At 68.7% G+C, this 15,409-nt stretch carries 13 protein-coding genes; 8 read left to right on the plus strand and 5 right to left on the minus strand.

The window, feature by feature from the left end:
- Window positions 1-92 precede the first annotated feature (92 nt).
- Window positions 93-1,787 (plus strand): proline--tRNA ligase, encoded by a 1,695-nt coding sequence (locus AB3X08_RS18515; protein ID WP_369934212.1) that lies wholly within the window; start codon window positions 93-95, stop codon window positions 1,785-1,787.
- A 278-nt stretch (window positions 1,788-2,065) separates the two neighbouring features.
- Window positions 2,066-2,542, plus strand: a complete 477-nt coding sequence (locus AB3X08_RS18520; RefSeq protein ID WP_369938574.1) for an H-NS family nucleoid-associated regulatory protein — start codon at window positions 2,066-2,068, stop codon at window positions 2,540-2,542.
- Between the two features lie 96 nt (window positions 2,543-2,638).
- Here the strand turns inward: AB3X08_RS18520 and AB3X08_RS18525 are convergent, their stop codons facing one another.
- Window positions 2,639-3,898, minus strand: a complete 1,260-nt coding sequence (locus AB3X08_RS18525) for a threonine/serine ThrE exporter family protein (RefSeq protein ID WP_369934213.1) — start codon at window positions 3,896-3,898, stop codon at window positions 2,639-2,641.
- A 97-nt stretch (window positions 3,899-3,995) separates the two neighbouring features.
- Between AB3X08_RS18525 and AB3X08_RS18530 the strand changes: the two genes are divergently transcribed.
- The 4 genes from AB3X08_RS18530 (at window position 3,996) to AB3X08_RS18545 (ending at window position 7,603) form a co-directional block, all read left to right on the plus strand.
- The gene (locus AB3X08_RS18530; RefSeq protein WP_369934214.1) at window positions 3,996-5,108 is read left to right on the plus strand and encodes an ABC transporter permease; all 1,113 of its coding nucleotides are present in this window, start codon (window positions 3,996-3,998) and stop codon (window positions 5,106-5,108) included.
- 81 nt (window positions 5,109-5,189) lie between these two features.
- Window positions 5,190-6,005: an ABC transporter ATP-binding protein gene (locus AB3X08_RS18535; protein ID WP_369934215.1), complete on the plus strand. Its 816-nt coding sequence runs from the start codon at window positions 5,190-5,192 to the stop codon at window positions 6,003-6,005.
- A gap of 3 nt (window positions 6,006-6,008) precedes the next feature.
- Window positions 6,009-6,935, plus strand: coding sequence for an MlaD family protein (locus AB3X08_RS18540; protein WP_369934216.1), 927 nt, complete (start codon window positions 6,009-6,011; stop codon window positions 6,933-6,935).
- Window positions 6,932-7,603 (plus strand): ABC-type transport auxiliary lipoprotein family protein, encoded by a 672-nt coding sequence (locus tag AB3X08_RS18545; RefSeq protein ID WP_369934217.1) that lies wholly within the window; start codon window positions 6,932-6,934, stop codon window positions 7,601-7,603. Before AB3X08_RS18540 ends, AB3X08_RS18545 begins: the two co-directional genes overlap by 4 nt.
- A 310-nt stretch (window positions 7,604-7,913) precedes the next feature.
- On the opposite strand, the gene AB3X08_RS18550 is transcribed toward AB3X08_RS18545, so the two are convergent.
- Window positions 7,914-8,495 (minus strand): alpha-ketoglutarate-dependent dioxygenase AlkB family protein, encoded by a 582-nt coding sequence (locus AB3X08_RS18550; RefSeq protein ID WP_369934218.1) that lies wholly within the window; start codon window positions 8,493-8,495, stop codon window positions 7,914-7,916.
- Window positions 8,496-8,608: 113 nt separating this feature from the next.
- On the opposite strand from AB3X08_RS18550, the gene AB3X08_RS18555 reads away from it, so the two are divergent.
- Entirely contained in the window at window positions 8,609-10,252 is a 1,644-nt protein-coding gene (locus tag AB3X08_RS18555; RefSeq protein WP_369934219.1) for an electron transfer flavoprotein-ubiquinone oxidoreductase, read from the plus strand.
- Window positions 10,253-10,318: 66 nt separating this feature from the next.
- Window positions 10,319-13,150: a rhamnan synthesis F family protein gene (locus AB3X08_RS18560; RefSeq protein ID WP_369934220.1), complete on the plus strand. Its 2,832-nt coding sequence runs from the start codon at window positions 10,319-10,321 to the stop codon at window positions 13,148-13,150.
- Window positions 13,151-13,294: 144 nt separating this feature from the next.
- On the opposite strand, the gene AB3X08_RS18565 is transcribed toward AB3X08_RS18560, so the two are convergent.
- From AB3X08_RS18565 to AB3X08_RS18575, 3 genes are all read right to left on the minus strand, one after another.
- On the minus strand, window positions 13,295-13,828 hold the full coding sequence (locus AB3X08_RS18565; RefSeq protein ID WP_369934221.1) for a hypothetical protein: 534 nt from the start codon (window positions 13,826-13,828) through the stop codon (window positions 13,295-13,297).
- A 104-nt stretch (window positions 13,829-13,932) separates the two neighbouring features.
- Window positions 13,933-14,568 carry a CoA transferase subunit B gene (locus tag AB3X08_RS18570; protein WP_369934222.1) on the minus strand — a complete coding sequence of 212 codons (636 nt, stop codon included), beginning with the start codon at window positions 14,566-14,568 and terminating at the stop codon, window positions 13,933-13,935.
- A 1-nt stretch (window position 14,569) separates the two neighbouring features.
- Entirely contained in the window at window positions 14,570-15,307 is a 738-nt protein-coding gene (locus AB3X08_RS18575) for a CoA transferase subunit A (protein ID WP_369934223.1), read from the minus strand.
- Between the last annotated feature and the right edge of the window lie 102 nt (window positions 15,308-15,409).

The following is a 15,409-nucleotide window of genomic DNA, read 5'->3' on the forward strand; positions in this document are numbered from 1 at the left end:
CGGCGGCGCGGGCCCGGCACGGGCCGCCGCACATCCCCGCAGCGCCGGCAATGACTGGCAAAATGGGCGCCCGCCGTTAGCGAAGCCCCTCGATGCGCCTTTCCCAGTTCCACCTGCACACCACCAAGGAAACCCCGGCCGACGCCGAACTGGTTAGCCACCGGCTGATGCTGCGCGCCGGCATGATCCGCAAGCTCGCCTCCGGCCTGTACACCTGGTCGCCGCTGGGCCTGCGCGTGCTGCGCAAGGTGGAAGCGGTGGTGCGCGAGGAAATGAACCGCGCCGGCGCGGTGGAAGTGCTGTTCCCGACCATCCAGCCGCGCGAGCTGTGGGAAGCCACCGGGCGCTGGAAGAAGTTCGGCGGCCTGATGCTGCGGATGAAGGACCGCAAGGAGCAGGAATACTGCTACAGCCCCACCGCCGAGGAGGCCGCGGCCGATTTCGCGCGCCAGGAGCTGAGCAGCTACAAGCAGCTGCCGGTCAATTTCTACCAGATCCAGACCAAGTTCCGCGACGAGATCCGGCCGCGCTTCGGGGTGATGCGCGCGCGCGAGTTCCTGATGAAGGACGCCTATTCGTTCCATGTGAGCGACGAGGACCTGGCGCGCGAGTACGAGAACATGAAGGCCGCCTACAGCCGCATCTTCACCCGCCTGGGCCTGCAGTTCCGCGCGGTGCAGGCCGATTCCGGCGACATCGGCGGCGACGCCTCGCAGGAATTCCACGTGCTGGCCGAGTCCGGCGAGGATTCGCTGGCGTTCTCCACCGGTTCGGACTACGCGGCCAACGTCGAGGCCGCGGTCGCCGCCGATCCTGCGCCGCGTCCGGCAGCGCAGGAGGAATTGCGCAAGGTCGCCACGCCCACCCAGAAGACCTGCGAGGCGGTGGCCGAGCTGCTTGGCATCGCGCTGCAGCGCACGGTCAAGTCGGTCGCGGTGATGGCCGGCGAGACCTTCGTGCTGGCGCTGGTGCGCGGCGATCACGCGGTGAACGAGATCAAGCTGGGCAAGGTCGCCGGCCTGACCGGCTACCGCATGGCCAACGAGGCCGAGATCCGCGCCCACCTCGGCAGCGAGCCGGGCTTCCTCGGGCCGTTGAATCCCAGCCAGCCGATCCGCGTGGTCGCCGACCGCGACGTGGCGGCGATGGCCGATTTCGTGGTCGGCGCCAACGAAGCCGGCTTCCACCTGGCGGGGGTGAACTGGGGCCGCGACCTGCCCGAGCCGGACGCCGTGGCCGACCTGCGCAACGTGGTCGAGGGCGAACGCGCCCAGGACGGCGGCGAGATCCGCCTGGCGCGCGGCATCGAGGTCGGCCACGTGTTCCAGCTCGGCCGCCAGTACGCGCAGGCGCTGGACGCCACCGTGCTGGACGAGAACGGCAAGACCGTGGCGATGGCGATGGGCTGCTACGGCATCGGCATTTCGCGCATCGTCGCCGCGGCGATCGAACAGAACCACGACGAGGCCGGCATCCGCTGGCCGCAGCCGATGGCGCCGTGGTCGGTGGCGGTGTGCGTGATCAACCCCAAGCGCGATCCGGCGATCGACGCGGCCGGCGAGGCGCTGCTGGCCGAACTGCAGCAGGCCGGCCTGGACGCCGCGCTCGACGATCGCGGCCTGCGCGCCGGCGCGATGTTCGCCGATATCGAACTGATCGGCATCCCGCACCGGGTGGTGGTGTCCGAGCGCGGGCTGGCTGCCGGCACTTTCGAATATCGTGCACGCAGCGGCGGCGACGCCGAGAACCTGGACCGCGCCGCATTGCTGGCGCGCCTGCAGGGTTAATCGGAAAGGCCGGGAATATATCCCGGCCTTTTTTCTGAGTCGCGGTCGTCACGACGCGGCCTCGACATTTGCCGGGCCAATATGCCGATCGAATCAGCGTCGTTACCCGCGTTGATTTGACAATCGGGATTCGGTGCGTATAAGTGACACCCACGCCGATCCAGCGACGGCCCGCCTATCGAAATATCGGAATATTTGTCAATCCGATAAAGCGATATTATGATTCCGCTCCAGCCAGGGAATGGCGGTATGCCCATCACCCATTTTCCGGAGTACAAATGACCATCGATCTCAGTGGCCTGTCGGCCAAGCAGTTGGGCGCTCTCATCAAGACGGCCAAGAAGCAACAGACCATCGTCGCCAAGCGCACGCCCATCGCCAAGGTCCGCACCCTGCTGGCACGCCTGGCCAAGTCGCACGGTTACAGCATCGACGAAGTTTTCGATGGCGCCGCTCCGGCCAAGCGTGGCCGCAAGCCGGCTGCCGGCAAGCCGGGTCCGAAGCCGGGCCGCAAGCTGGGCAAGGTGCCGCCGAAATACCGCAATCCGGCCAATGCGGCAGAAACCTGGACTGGCCGCGGCAAGCAGCCGCGCTGGCTGGCCGAACAGGTGTCCAAGGGCAAGAAGGTCGAGGACTTCCTGATCGCAGCGCCGGCCAAGTCCGCCGCGCCGGCCAAGAAGACCGCGAAAAAGGCCACGAAGAAAGTCGCCAAGGTCGCCAAGAAAGCCGGCAAGTCCGCCACCCCGAAAAACTGATCGACAAACCATCCGGCAACGGATCGGATCGGCCGTTTATTCAAGAAAACGCCGGCGCAAGCCGGCGTTTTCATGTCTGCCGCAAAGGCGATGCCGCTAGAGATTCTTCCGCGCCGGCACCAGCAAATTGCCGAACAGCAGGCCGGCGACCAGCGCCATCACGATATTGGTCACCGCCAGCAGCGCCGACTGCCCGCCGGGCACGTCGTGCTGCTGCACCAGGGTCAGCAGTCCGCGCAGGCTGGCGCTGCCGGGCACCAGCATGATGATGCCGGGCAGACGGATCAGCGCACCCGGACGCTGCACCAGCCGGCCGAACAGATTGCCGGCGGCGGTCAGCGACATCGCCGACAGGAAGATCCCGACCGGGCTGCCCCAGGCCTCGCCGGCGAAGCGCGCGATCACGTAGCCGGCCACCGAGGCGGCCATCACCCACGGATAATCGCGGCCGTTGGCCTTGAACAGCAAGGCGAACGCGTACGCCGCGACCAGCAGCGACGCCCATTCCACCCACACCGCCTGCGGCCGCGACGCGTGCACCAGCGGCTCCAGGCCCAGCAGTTGCGCCAGGGTCACCGCGATCACCGCGCCCACGGTGAGCTTGAGGATGGTGGTGACCGCGCCGGCGAAGCGCGCGGTGCCCGAGACCCAGTGCTGGCTGGTCAGTTCGTTGACCGCATTGGTCAGCGCCATCCCCGGCAGCAGCACCACCAGCGAGGCGATGATCACCGAATTGAGGTTCAGCGGCGCCACGAAGGTCGCCACCAGCGCGGCGACCACGCCGGCCAGCAGCGCCGCCAGCGCTTCGTTGGCCTCCTTGGCCGCCGGGCGCGTGTCGGTGAGCTGGGTCAACGCACCGATCAGCACGCCGATCGCGGTGGCGGTGGCGATGTCCAGCCACGGCAGCCGCCACAGCCCGGCCACGCCCAGCGCGGCCAGGCCGAAGCCGAGCACCTGCATCGCCTTCCAGCGGCGCCCGGGCGGGCGGTCCAGCTGGCGCAGCGCGGTGTGGCCCTGGGCCACGCTCATGCGCCCGCTGGCGACGTCGTCGGCGATGCGGTCGGCGACGCTGAGCTTGTGCAGGTCGTTGTCGCCCGGCGCCAGCCGCACCACGCGGGTGATGTCGCTGGAGCCGATCGCCTTGGTCGGATCGCTGAAGCTGAGGATCAGCCCGGTCGGGTTGGACCAGGGTTCGCAATCCAGGTCCAGCTGCTGCGACAGCGCCACCACCGCCGCCTCCAGGCGTTGCGCGGTGGTGCCGTAGGTGTGCAGACGGCCGGCGATTTCGGAGACGAAGGCGATCCGTTGCGCATAGGTGGCGCTGGCGGAGGGATTGGCGATGGGCGCGGCTTGCATGTCGGCTAGTATGGCGCGAACCCCGCGCACAGCCACCCTGTGGCGAACGACGACATTGCGGTGCAGGCGAAACAGGTATGCTCGCGCCCGGACACCCATGATCGAACCGCAACCGCCAACACTCAGCCAGGACGACCGAGACCCCACGCGGGTGCGGCTGTCCGGCAGTTGGACGCTGGCCACCGCGCTGGCGTCGTCCGACGTGCTGCGCACGCTGCCGGCCGGCATCACCGGCATCGACGCCAGCGGCATCGGCCAGCTGGATTCGGCCGGCGTGCTGCAGCTGATGCGCTACGCCACCCGCAACGGCATCGCCCACGACGCGCTGAACTTCCGCCACGACCACCAGGCGCTGGTCTGCACCATCGAGGACGTCGCCGACGACCGCCCCAAACGCAAGCGCGACTATGGCTTCGCCGCGGCGCTGGAGCGCCTGGGCTATGCGGTGCACCGCAACGGCAAGGAAATCGTCGCCCTGGTCGGCTTCCTCGGCGAGACCCTGGTCAAGATGCTGCGTCTGGTGCACGAACCGCGGCGTTTCCGCCTGACCTCCACCGTGCACCATATGGAACAGGTCGGGCTGGACGCGGTGCCGCTGGTCGCGCTGCTGTCCTATCTGGTCGGCGCGGTGATCGCGTTCCTGGGCTCGACCATCCTGCGCGACTTCGGCGCCGAGATCTACGTGGTGGAACTGGTCAGCATCGCCTTCCTGCGCGAGTTCGCGGTGCTGCTGACCGCGATCGTGCTGGCCGGGCGCACCGCCAGCGCGTTCACCGCGCAGATCGGCGCGATGAAGGCGCGCGAAGAGGTCGACGCGATCCAGACCCTGGGCCTGGACCCGATGGACCTGCTGGTGATCCCGCGACTGGTGGCGCTGCTGGTGATGCTGCCGCTGCTGACCTTCGTGGCGATGATCGCCGGCCTGGCCGGCGGCGTCACTGTCGGCGCCTTCGACCTGGGTATCCCGCCGCAGATGTACCTGGCGCGCATGCACGAGACCATCCAGCTGCGGCACATGCTGGTCGGCCTGTCCAAGGCGCCGATCTTCGCCATCGTGATCGGCCTGATCGGTTGCCTGGAAGGCCTGCGCGTAGAAGGCACCGCGCAATCGGTCGGCGAGCGCACCACCTCCAGCGTGGTGCAGACGATCTCGCTGGTGATCATCATCGACGCGATCGCCGCGCTGTGGTTCATGAACGTAGGCTGGTGAGATGAGGCCGGGATTCGAAATTGGGGATTGGGGATTCGTAGAAAGCGGGCGCCATGCGCTGCCTGGCCGGGAGCCATTGCTTTGACAAATCCCGACTCCCCAATCCCGAATCCCGAATTGGCCATCTCGGTACGCGGCCTGCTCAACCGCTTCGGCACCCAGACCGTGCACGAAGACCTGGACCTGGACGTGCGCCGCGGCGAGATCCTCGGCGTGGTCGGCGGCTCGGGTACCGGCAAGTCGGTGCTGATGCGCAGCATCCTCGGCCTGCGCGAGCCCGATGCCGGCCGCATCAATGTGCTCGGCGTGGACACCGAGTCCAGGCGCCGCGAAGACCGCCTGCACGTGGAGCGCAATACCGGCGTGCTGTTCCAGGACGGCGCGCTGTTCTCCTCGCTGAGCGTGGGCGAGAACGTGCAGGTACCGCTGAAGGAGCACTTCGGCGAACTGCCCGACAGCTGGCATTACGAACTGGCGCTGCTGAAGGTGAAACTGGCCGGACTGCCGGCCGATGCGATCAACAAGCTGCCCTCGCAGCTGTCCGGCGGCATGCGCAAGCGCGCCGGGCTGGCGCGCGCGCTGGCGCTGGACCCGCCGCTGCTGTTCCTCGACGAGCCCACCGCCGGGCTGGACCCGATCGGCGCGGCCGCCTTCGACCGCCTGATCCGCACCCTGCAGGAAGCGCTGGGCCTGACCGTGTTCCTCATCACCCACGACCTGGACACCTTGTACGCTATCTGCGACCGCGTGGCGGTGCTGGCCGACCGCAAGGTCATCGCCACCGCGCCGCTGGCCGAGATCGAGCAGGTCGACCACCCCTGGATCCAGGATTATTTCCACGGCCCGCGCGCGCGCGCGGCCCGCGACGCCAAAACCGCCTGGACCGAGACCCACTGAGCCATGGAAACCAAAGCCAACTACGTGCTGATCGGCGCCTTCACCATCGTCGCCGGGCTGGCCCTGCTGCTGTTCGGGCTGTGGGCCGCGAAGTACTCGTCCGACCGCACCTGGCAGGAGTACCGGGTGGTGTTCCGCGAGGCGGTGACCGGCCTGTCGGTGGGCAGCCCGGTGCAATACAACGGCATCGCGGTCGGCTCGATCACCGAGCTGACCCTGGCGCCGAACGATCCGCGCCAGGTGGTGGCGCGGGTGCGGCTGAATTCGACCACGCCGATCAAGAGCGACACCCGCGCCAAGCTGGGCATCACCAGCCTGACCGGTCCGTCGATCATCCAGCTCTCCGGCGGTACCCCGGAAGCGCCGGCGCTGACCTCCATCGACACCAGCGACGCGCCGATCATCCAGACCACGCCGTCGGCGCTGCAGAACATCACCGACACCGCCAACCGCATCGTCGAGCGGCTGGACGAAGTGCTCAGCGACCGCAACGTGGCCAGCATCACCGCCACCCTGCACAACCTGGAAACGATCAGCGGCTCGCTGGCCGACCGCGACGAAGGCATGCAGTCGCTGATCCTCAGCGCGCGCGATGCCGCGCGCAATCTGGACGTGACCCTGAAGACCACCAACGGCACCATCCAGCGCCTGGACCAGAACCTGGTGCAGCAGCTGCCGCCGATCCTGGACAAGCTGGAAAGCACGCTGAGCAAGCTGGATTCGGCGTCCGGCAACGCCGACAAGATCTTGGGCGAGAACCGCGCGGCGATCAACAGCTTCGCCAACGACGGCCTGGGCCAGCTCGGCCCGACCCTGACCGAACTGCGCGGGCTGATCCGCGACCTGCGCCGCGTCAGCGACCGCCTGGACAACAACCCCGCGCGCTACCTGCTCGGCCGCGACGCCCCGAAGGAGTTCAAACCCAAATGAAGCCGACGCGCGCCCTCCTGCTGCTCGCCGCCCCGGCCCTGCTGCTCGTTGCCGGCTGCTCCGCGCTGACCGGCGGCAGCAAGGATCCGGTGACGATCTACGCGCCCAACGTGCGCGTCGCGCCGGACCCGTCCTGGCCGCAGGTGACCTGGCAGCTGGCGATCGCCAAGCCCAGCGCCGCGCGGGTGGTCGACAGCCCGCGCATCGCGGTGCGCCCCACCCCCGGCGAACTGCAGGTCTACAGCGGCGTCAGCTGGGCGCAGCCGGCCACCGACATGCTCGAGGACACGCTGGTGCGCGCGTTCGAGGATTCCGGCCGCATTCCCGGCGTGGCCCGGCTCGGCACCGGCATCCGCGCCGACTACAAATTGATCCTCGACCTGCGCCGCTTCGAATCCGACTACGCCGGCCACGACGTGCCCTCGGCCACGATCGAGCTCAACGCCAAATTGCTGTACACGCCCGACCAGCGCGTGGTCGTCTCGCGCACCTTCCTCGCCGCGCAACCGGCGGCCAGCACCGCGCAGGCGCAGGTCGCCGACGCCTTCAGCCAAGCGCTGTCGCAGGTGACCGGTCAGGTGGTCGGCTGGACCCTGCAACAGGGCCAGGCCGACGCGGCGACGACCCTGGCGCCAGCGCCGAAGGTCGCACCGGCACCGCGCCGCTGACCCCAAAAGCCCCTCTCCCACCGGGAGAGGGGTTGGGGTGAGGGTCCGGCGCGAAAGCGTCTCGCAGAGTTTGGAGGCACGAGGCTTCGCCCGTACCCTAATCCGCCCCTGCGGGGCACCTTCTCCCGAGGGGAGAAGGAGCAGCCGAGCCCCTCTCCCAGCGGAAGAGGGGTTGGGGTGAGGGTCCGACGCGAAAGCGTCTCGCGAAGTTTGGGTGCGCGAGGCTGCGCCCGCACCCTCATCCGCCCCTGAGGGGTACCTTCTCCCCCAAAAGGGGGCCATGGTCCCGATGAGAGAAGGAGGCGCACGCCTATGCTGCAGCGATCTTCCGAAACGTCAGATTGATCCGCTCGCCGACCGGCTTCGCGGTGCGCGGCAAGGCATGCCGGTACAGGCGCTGGGTTTCGCCGCCCATCAACAGCAAGCCACCGGCGCTCAGTTCCAGCGCCTGACGCAGCGCCGGCTCCTGGCGATGGCGCAGCACGAAGCGGCGCGTGGCGCCCAGGCTCAGCGAAGCGATCAGCGGGCGCGACCCCAGTTCCCTCTCGTCGTCGCTGTGCCAACCCATCGCGTCGCGGCCGTCGCGGTAACGGTTGGCCAACACGCTGTTGAACGCGACCCCGGTCTCCGCCGCCAGCCGCTCGCGCAACGGCTGCAATGCCGGCGGCCACGGATGCGGCGCGAAGCGGGTGCCGGAATAGCGGTAGCTCGCCTCCGGGTCGCCGATCCAGCAGCTCAGCCGCGGCGAATCCACCATCCGCCCGAACAGGCGGATGCGGTGCACCTCCCACTCCACCCCGGCCAGCAAGTGCGCCATCAGCGCCGCCGCCTTGGCCGGGGCGAGCCAGCCGGGCAGCCAGCGGACGTCGGCGCCGGGCAGATCGAGTTGCATCGCGCCACGCTAGCACGCCTACCGGCACCATACGCCAGCGTGCGGAATTTGCCCCGTCACGCACAAAGCCTGAAAATGCACGCAGCCAGATCGAGCCAACGGGAGCGGACCAGATGACGGAATTGGAGGGCGGCGCCAGCGCGCCGGAGCCAGTGGAACGCGACGTCATGGAATACGACGTGGTCACCGTCGGCGCAGGTCCGGCCGGGCTGGCGTTCGCGATCCGGCTCAAGCAGCTCAACCCGGACATCTCGGTCTGCGTGATCGAGAAGGCCAGCACGGTCGGTGCGCAGATCCTGTCCGGGGCGGTGATCGAACCGGCGCCGCTCGACGCGCTGCTGCCCGGCTGGCGCGACGCCCCGCCGCCGATCTGCGTGCCCGCCGGCGAAGACGAGTTCTGGCACCTGAGCAAGGACGGCGGGCGCAAGTTCCCGATCGTGCCGCCGGGCATGCGCAATCATGGCAACTTCATCGTCAGCCTCGGCGCGCTGTGCGCGTGGCTGGCGCCACAGGCCGAGGCGCTGGGCGTGGAAATCTATCCGGGCTTCGCCGCCGCGCAGACCCTGCATGCCGACGACGGCACCGTGCTCGGCGTGCGCATCGGCGACATGGGCGTGGCCAAGGACGGTTCGCACAAGCCCGGCTACACCCCCGGCATCGATATCCGCGCCAAGGTCACGGTACTGGCCGAAGGCGCGCGCGGGCACCTGACCAAGCGCCTGGTGAAACGTTTCGCGCTGGATGCCGACAGCGATCCGCAGGCCTATTCGATCGGCATCAAGGAACTGTGGCAGTTGCCGGAAGGGCGCGTGGTACCCGGCAAGATCGTGCACACCCTGGGCTGGCCGGCCGACAACAAGACCTACGGCGGCAGCTTCCTGTACCACCTGGAGAACAACCAAGTGGCGTTGGGCTACGTCAGCGGCCTGGATTACCACGATCCCGAATACCGGCCGTGGGAGGCGTTCCAGCAATGGAAGAACCACCCGATGATGAAGTCGCTGCTGGAAGGCGGCACCATCCTGTCGGCCGGCGCCCGCGCCATCGCCAGCGGCGGCTGGCAGTCGTTGCCGAAGGTGGAGATGCCCGGCGCGCTGCTGATCGGCGACACCGCCGGCCTGCTCAACGTGCCCAAGATCAAGGGCACCCACCAGGCGATCCGCAGCGGCATGCTTGCCGCCGAGCACCTGGCCGCCGGCGCGGCGCTGAACCCGGCAGGGTTCGACGCCAAACTGCGCGGCTCGGAGGTCATGGCCGAGCTTCGCCAGGTGCGCAATATCAAGCCCGGTTTCAAGAAGGGCATGTGGTTCGGCCTGCTCAACGGCGCCTGGGAGACCCTGGTCAAGGGTGCCTCGCCGTGGACGCTGAAGGTGACCGCCGACTGGTCGTCGCTGGACCGGCTCGGCGAACACGAACAACCCAAGCGCGACTACGTGCAGCGCGACCTGGCGCCGCGCGACCGCCTGCAGGGCGTGTACTTCGCCGCCACCGAACACGACGAGGACCAGCCGGTGCACCTGCAGGTGCTGGACCCGCAGATCTGCGTGACCCGCTGCACCGAGGAGTACGGCAACCCCTGCACCCGTTTCTGCCCCGCCGCGGTGTACGAGATCGTCGACGACGCGGCCGGCAAGCGCCTGCAGATCAACGCCGCCAACTGCGTGCACTGCAAGACCTGCGACATCAAGGACCCCTACGAAATCATCAACTGGGTCACCCCGGAAGGCGGCTCCGGGCCGAATTATCAGAACCTGTGAGCCGCACGCTTCCGACACGATGCGGCTGCTGCGCAGCAGCCGCGTTCTTCGCCAGGTGACCTCGCGATGAGAGCCACTTGGCGCAAGGCCGAGCGTGCCGCGCGTGCGGCTGTCGAGCGCCACGGCGGCGGCTGGCGCGGCCTGCTTGCCGTTGCGCAGCGCAGCTGGAAGGTGCTGCGGGCGCTGGGCCTTGCCGGTTTCGTGCGGCGCTTGCGCACTGCCACGCACGCGCAAGCGGCGGTACCGCCGCCGTCGGATGTCGTATTTCCCGTGCCGGTGCCGATCGAGCGCGTGCAACTGCGCGTGGGCGTGATGGCCCACGTTTTTTACCCTGACCTCCTGGGCGAATTGGCCGAAGCGCTGACCGCCATGCCGGTGCCGTACGTGCTGCTGGTGTCGGTCATGGACGACGCTGCGCACGCCGCTGCCCAACAGCGCCTGGCGTCGTTGCCGAACCTGCAGGCGCTGCACGTGCGCCAGGTCGCCAACCGTGGCCGCGACCTGGCGCCATTGATCGTGACGTTCCGCGAGGACGTCCTGGCGCTGGACGTGGTGGCGCACTGGCACAGCAAAAAATCGCTGTATACCGGCAACGAGCGCAGCGACTGGCGCCGCTACCTGACCGATGCCTTGTTCGGCTCGCCGCAGCGCATCGGCTGGATCCTGGGCATGTTCGCGGCCGAACCGAAACTGGGCATCGTCTATCCGGAAAGTTTTAGCGCCATTCCGCTGTGGGGCCACACCTGGCTGAGCAATCTGCGTGTCTGCCGCGAACTGGGCCAGCAACTCGGGATTGCGGTCGACCCGGCGGCATACGTCGATTATCCGGCCGGCTCGATGTTCTGGGCGCGGGTCCAGGCCTTGCAGCCGATCTATGCGTTGGGCCTGACCCTGCAGGATTTCCCGGAGGAGCGCGGCCAGACCGACGGCACGCTGCAACATGCGCTGGAGCGGATGTTCGTGGTGGTGGCACGCCAGCAAGGTCTGCTGGCCGGCATCCTGCCGCCGGATGGACGCCTCGCGCTCGGCACCGAGGGCGGACGCAATTGGCAGTCCGCTTTCCAGATGCCGCTGGCCACGCGCCTGACCCTGTCCGCGATCGAGGCGAAGATCATCTCGGTTGACGTCTTCGACACCTTGGTGACCCGTCCGTTCCTGACTCCGGCCGGTGCACGCGCCTACCTCGCCCACCTCGCAGCCGAGACCCTCGGAGTCGACGGATTCGCCGCGTTGCGCGAGCGCGCCGAAGCGCGCGCGCGGGCAACGACCGGGCGCGATGTCGACCTGGATGCCATCTATGCCGCGATGGCGGGGCTGGGGGACGCGAACGATCTGCCCGTGCAGGCGCTGCAGCGCCTGGAACGCGAAACGGAAGCCCGCCTGCTGCAGCCGCGCAGTGCCGTCATCGCCGCCGTCCAAGCGCTCGCCGGCGAGGGTCGGCGCCTGGTCGCCGTTTCCGACATGTACCTCAATGGCGACGATCTGCGCGCGGTCCTGCCGCCCGCCGCGCAAGCTCTGCCGCAGGCCTGGTACGTCTCCTGCGAGACCGGGTGGCGCAAGGACGACGACCGGGCGTGGGAGCGGTTGCCGGCGCGCGAAGGCGTCGCCGCGCAGCACTGGCTGCACGTGGGCGACAACGAGCACGCCGACGTGCAGCGTCCGCAGATGCACGGCTATCTCACGCCGGTCCATGTATTGCGGCCATCGGCACTGCTGGACGTGATCCCGGCATTGCGCCCATTGCGACCCGCCGCAGGGCCCGACAGCGCCTGGCAGGACCAACTGTGGCTGGGTCTGTTGAGCCGCCACCTGGCCGGTCTCGCCGACACCCGCCCGGACCAGTTCGGCGAGCGGCTGCGCCTGGAGTCGCCCGGCTCGTTCGGCTACCTGGTGTTGGGCCCGTTGGTGGCCGATTACCTGGTCTGGCTGGTCCGTCGCGCGCGCGCACGAGACATCGGCCAAATCCTGTTCCTGAGCCGGGAAGGCTATCTCCTGCAGAGGGCGTTCGCGCAATTGCAGGCGGCTTGTCCGTCGCTGGTCGGACTGCAAGGCATCTACCTGCTCGCCTCGCGGCGCGGGACCGGTGTGCCGACGCTTCGCGAACCGGGCGACCTGGACGCGCTGCTCGGCAGCACCTACACCGGCAGCTTGCACGACCTGCTGCGCGCGCGGCTCGGCCCCGCGGCAACCGCTGCGGTCGCAGCGCGGCTGGGGTCCGCCAGCATGCGCGGCATGGCGCTGCTGCCGGACAAGCGCGATACGCTGCTGCAGGCGCTGGCGCCGGCAATGCCTGCGCTGCTCGAGGTCGCCGCGGCGGAGCGCGAAGGCTATCTGCGCTACTGGCATGCGACCGTCGGCGACGCGCCCGCCATGGTGGCGGACCTGGGGTACGCAGGCACGATCCAGGCGCAGCTGAGCCGGTTGACCGGCACCGCCCTGGGCGGCGGCTACTTCGCCGTGAATACCGGGATCGCGCAGATTCAAGCTCCCGGCTGGGCCGAAGCGCGCTACTTCGATGCGCGCGATCCGCACATGCAGGCCTCGCCGATCCCGCAGCACGACCTGCTGCTGGAAACCTTCCTAACCGCGCCGGACGGCCAGTTCTCGCATTTCGCGCTACGCCGCGACGGCCACGCCGAACCGGTCTTCGCCGACAAGGAACTGGCGCCCGCGCAGTTCGCCACGATCGCAGAAGTCCAGCAAGGCACGCTCAATTTCGTCGCCGATCTGTGCGCGGTCGGCGGCAGCGAGACCTGGACGTTCGCGTTCGACCGGGCGCTGATCCAGACCCCGTTGCGCTGCATGGGCGAGGGCCGCTGGCAGGCGGGTCAGTGGGCGAATGGGCTGGCGGTCGAGGATGCATTCACCGGCCGCGGCCGGGTGCCTGTCGCCACCTGAGCGAAGCGTCCGGGCGGCAACCGGAACCGGCTGACCGCGGCGATCGCCCTGGCGCCATCAGGGCCAGCAGCAAGAACGCGCCATCGGCGCCTTCTGCGGAACACATGATGCCGGAGGCGCCGCCAGCGGCGGCGCCAGCGGATGTCACTTGGCGAGCGGGATCGGACCCACGTCGAGGGTCGGCTGGCCGAAATCCGCAAACCAGCTGACCGATTCCTGGACCAGGTCGACCTTCAACCTGCGGCCATCGATGCGCGGATCGGCAGGCACCTGCACGGCCACCGATGCGGACGCGCCGGGTGCGATCTCCGGCAACGGCGTGCGTGCGAAATCGCGCACCAGGCCGTCGGGATTGCCGCCCGGGCCCTCGATCTGGACGCCCAGATTGACCGGCGGATTGCTGGTCCCGGAAAGCGCCACTTTTCCGTTGTTCTCCACCTTGACCGTAAACGTGATGACACCTGCCGCCACATCCACCTTGGGTTCGGACTCCAGGCTGAGCTTGACGCTGACTTGATCGGCAGTGAGTTTGTTCACCGGCGCCTGCGCAGGTGCCGCGGCAGCACCGGGCGCCGATGCGGGGGCTGTGGCTGGTGCCGTCTGGCTGGCGTCCTGACCGCAACCGGCTACCGCAATCGTCACCGCTGTCGCGGCCAAGAGAACATAAAGTGGTTTCATCGATGCACCTGTGTAGGGAGGTCGGGCCATGACGCGCTGGCCGGGATGGCCAGGCGAATCTTCAGGCCACTGCCCATCATACGTCGCCGCGGGTGCGACAGAACCTAGTCTCGAATGCCGTAGTGCGCCTGGGTCATCTGGCGCACCTGGGGCTCGTCCACGCCGTCGGCGAGCGCAACCAGCCAGAGCCCATCGGCGTCGACGTCGAACACCGCCAGGTCGGTAATGACGCGGTCGACCACGCCCACGCCGGTCAGCGGCAGGTCGCACTCGCGCAGGATCTTGGGGCTGCCGTCCTTGGCCACGTGCTCCATCAGCACCACCACGCGCTTGACCCCGGCCACCAGGTCCATCGCCCCGCCCATGCCCTTGACCATCTTGCCGGGCACCATCCAGTTGGCCAGGTCGCCGCGCGCGCTGACCTGCATCGCGCCGAGGATCGCCAGGTCGATATGGCCGCCGCGGATCATCGCGAAGGAATCATGGCTGCCGAAATAGCTGGCGCCGGCGCGGGCGGTGACGGTCTGCTTGCCGGCGTTGATCAGGTCGGCGTCGATCTCGTCCTCGCTCGGGAACGGACCGATGCCGAGCAGGCCGTTCTCCGACTGCAGCCACACGTCCACGCCCTCGGGGATGTGGTTGGCGACCAGGGTCGGCAGGCCGATGCCCAGGTTCACGTAGGCGCCATCGGTGAGTTCGCGGGCGGCGCGTTGCGCCATTTCGTCGCGGGTCCAGGCCATGTCAGGCGTCCTTCTGGCGCAGGGTGCGCTGTTCGATGCGTTTCTCGGGATGCGGGTTGTGCACGATGCGGTCGACGTAGATGCCGGGCAGGTGCACCTGGTCCGGGTCGATGCTGCCGGTATCGACGATCTGCTCGACCTCGGCGATGCAGACCTTGCCGGCCATCGCGCAGGCAGGATTGAAGTTGCGCGCGGTCTTGCGGAACACCAGGTTGCCGGCCGCATCGGCCTTCCACGCCTTGACCAGGGCCACGTCGGCCTGCAGCGCGGTCTCCAGCACGTAGTGCTTGCCGCCGAACTCGCGCGTCTCCTTGCCCTCGGCGACGACGGTGCCGTAGCCGGTGGCGGTGAAGAACGCGGGAATGCCGGCGCCGCCGGCGCGCAGGCGTTCGGCCAGGGTGCCCTGCGGATTGAATTCCAGCTCCAGCTCGCCGGCCAGGTACTGGCGCTCGAATTCCTTGTTCTCGCCAACGTAGGACGAGATCATCTTGCGGATCTGCCGGGTCGCCAGCAGTTGGCCCAGGCCGAAACCATCGACGCCGGCGTTGTTGGAGATCACGGTCAGGCCGGTCACCGCGCTGTCGCGCAGCGCGGCGATCAGGGCCTCGGGGATGCCGCACAGGCCGAACCCGCCGACCGCCAGGGTCTGGCCATCGCCCACCACATCGGCCAGCGCCGTGGCCGCATCGGGGAAAAGCTTGCCGCGCCGCCCGGTCGCCCGGGTAGAGGTGTCGCCCATTCGCCAGCTCCGCATCGGAAGTAGACAAGTAGTTTAGCCGGTCGCCGCGCGCGGCCTGCTGCGCACTGCCGCAATGACCGATTAAGGGCCGGAACGTTACAC

Origin of the sequence: Xanthomonas sp. DAR 34887 (genome assembly GCF_041245805.1) — a bacterium.
Classification (GTDB): domain Bacteria; phylum Pseudomonadota; class Gammaproteobacteria; order Xanthomonadales; family Xanthomonadaceae; genus Xanthomonas_A; species Xanthomonas_A tesorieronis.